Source organism: Legionella sp. km772 (assembly GCF_003989735.1).
In the GTDB taxonomy this organism is placed as follows: Bacteria; Pseudomonadota; Gammaproteobacteria; order Legionellales; family Legionellaceae; genus Legionella.
In genome coordinates, this window is sequence record NZ_RZGQ01000353.1 from 1 (window position 1) to 1,298 (window position 1,298).

A 1,298-nucleotide genomic window follows, 5' to 3' on the forward strand; every position below is an offset into this window, starting at 1 on the left:
ATCTTGCGTTTCATTGCAAGGCTTCATATCATATTCTTCAAATATGACTCGATAATACTTTGCCACAATAGCACCTAACAGGTTTTTAATTGAAGCTAGTATTACCGTTTTAACATCTATTATCAACCATAAAAATTACACTTCCAGGCTTAATAAACCTACGCTAGAAATAGTGAAACAGATGATTGTATTTATTTTAAGCGGTGTATACTTAGGAGTTAATTGAATCAAAAAATTTTTATGGGATAAAAAAGAAGCAATAAAAACAAGCCCAAGTAAAAAAACCATGATCCCGCAAATTTTAGCTATACCTAGCGAGGTTTTTTTTGAAATCATTATGCTTCCTATTGATGCACAATTTCTCATCCATTTGTCTTATTTAGTAATATCGACAAATTTAATTTTAACTGAATATCCGTTATTATAGATTTTTCTATACTTAGACCATTAAATGAATCTAAAAGACCGTCCTTTTGTTATCAAAGTTCAGCAGCTTAAGGATATTGTAGTTAATCCGGTACAAAACCCTTTTTCTGATTATGAGCCTGTTCGTACTGGTGAAGCAGCCCTAACTAAAGCAATTCGTCGCTGGCATGTTACAGGACGTTGGCGCTTCTCCCAATTTATCATCTATCTACCCCCACAAACCTTTCAAGAAATGGATTTATCTAAAGCCAAAGAAATGCTCCACCATTACTTACAAAATCAAATTAATGAACACAGCGACCATATAGTTTTATTTAAAAAATACATAAGCCGAGTATTAATCAACTCATTTTTATTTCTTGGCTTTTGTCTCATACTCGTTAGCCTTATTAATAATCAGCATCTAATTCCCCACCTTGCCCCAATCATAAGAAAAGTATTATCAGAGGGTTTCACTGTAGTTGGTTGGGTGGTTTTATGGCGCCCTATTGATCTTATTCTTGATCGTCTAGGAGAACTCCGTCGCAAAAACCTTATTTACCATAAACTCATTGAGGTCCCTTTATATTTTAAAGAGGAGCATCAAGATTTAATCGGCCCCTGCAATAAATCGGATAGATCATCAGCATGATCCTCCTCGTCTTTTAAAATTTCCTCCAGCATACGGCGAGTAGTGGGATCACCGGTACCAAACCACTGAATTAACTCTCGATACACCATTATAGCGATGCGTTCAGCAACTAAATCTTCTTTTACTAACTCATGTTACGCACGGTCAATTTTAAGCTGCCATATTTTTAAGCTCCTGCCAAGCAATCTGGTTCGCTCTAAGAATCAATTTGTACTTAATAGCAAAGTGATTTAAATGAGTT

At 35.1% G+C, this 1,298-nt stretch carries 4 protein-coding genes; 2 read left to right on the top strand and 2 right to left on the bottom strand.

Features of this window, described 5'->3' with window-relative positions; all coding sequences use genetic code 11:
- Nucleotides 1-135 precede the first annotated feature (135 nt).
- The gene (locus tag ELY15_RS15835; RefSeq protein ID WP_127101729.1) at nt 136-336 is read right to left on the bottom strand and encodes a hypothetical protein; all 201 of its coding nucleotides are present in this window, start codon (nt 334-336) and stop codon (nt 136-138) included.
- Between the two features lie 115 nt (nt 337-451).
- Here ELY15_RS15835 and ELY15_RS15840 point away from each other — a divergent pair, with 115 nt between their 5' ends.
- Entirely contained in the window at nt 452-1,057 is a 606-nt protein-coding gene (locus ELY15_RS15840; protein ID WP_127101731.1) for a hypothetical protein, read from the top strand.
- Here the strand turns inward: ELY15_RS15840 and ELY15_RS15845 are convergent.
- A complete protein-coding gene (locus ELY15_RS15845) occupies nt 1,009-1,146 on the bottom strand; it encodes a ferritin-like domain-containing protein (protein ID WP_233586872.1) in 138 nt (45 codons plus the stop codon). The two genes, ELY15_RS15840 and ELY15_RS15845, sit on opposite strands and share 49 nt — an antisense overlap.
- A gap of 7 nt (nt 1,147-1,153) precedes the next feature.
- Between ELY15_RS15845 and ELY15_RS16325 the strand changes: the two genes are divergently transcribed.
- On the top strand, nt 1,154-1,291 hold the full coding sequence (locus ELY15_RS16325) for a hypothetical protein (RefSeq protein ID WP_158617535.1): 138 nt from the start codon (nt 1,154-1,156) through the stop codon (nt 1,289-1,291).
- Nucleotides 1,292-1,298: the final 7 nt, after the last annotated feature.

What these genes read in the sequence shown, in the direction of transcription:
- ELY15_RS15835 (WP_127101729.1), bottom strand. Translation starts at nt 336, where the DNA reads ATGATTTCAAAAAAAACCTCGCTAGGTATAGCTAAAATTTGCGGGATC.
- ELY15_RS15840 (WP_127101731.1), top strand. Translation starts at nt 452, where the DNA reads ATGAATCTAAAAGACCGTCCTTTTGTTATCAAAGTTCAGCAGCTTAAG.
- ELY15_RS15845 (WP_233586872.1), bottom strand. Translation starts at nt 1,146, where the DNA reads ATGGTGTATCGAGAGTTAATTCAGTGGTTTGGTACCGGTGATCCCACT.
- ELY15_RS16325 (WP_158617535.1), top strand. Translation starts at nt 1,154, where the DNA reads ATGCGTTCAGCAACTAAATCTTCTTTTACTAACTCATGTTACGCACGG.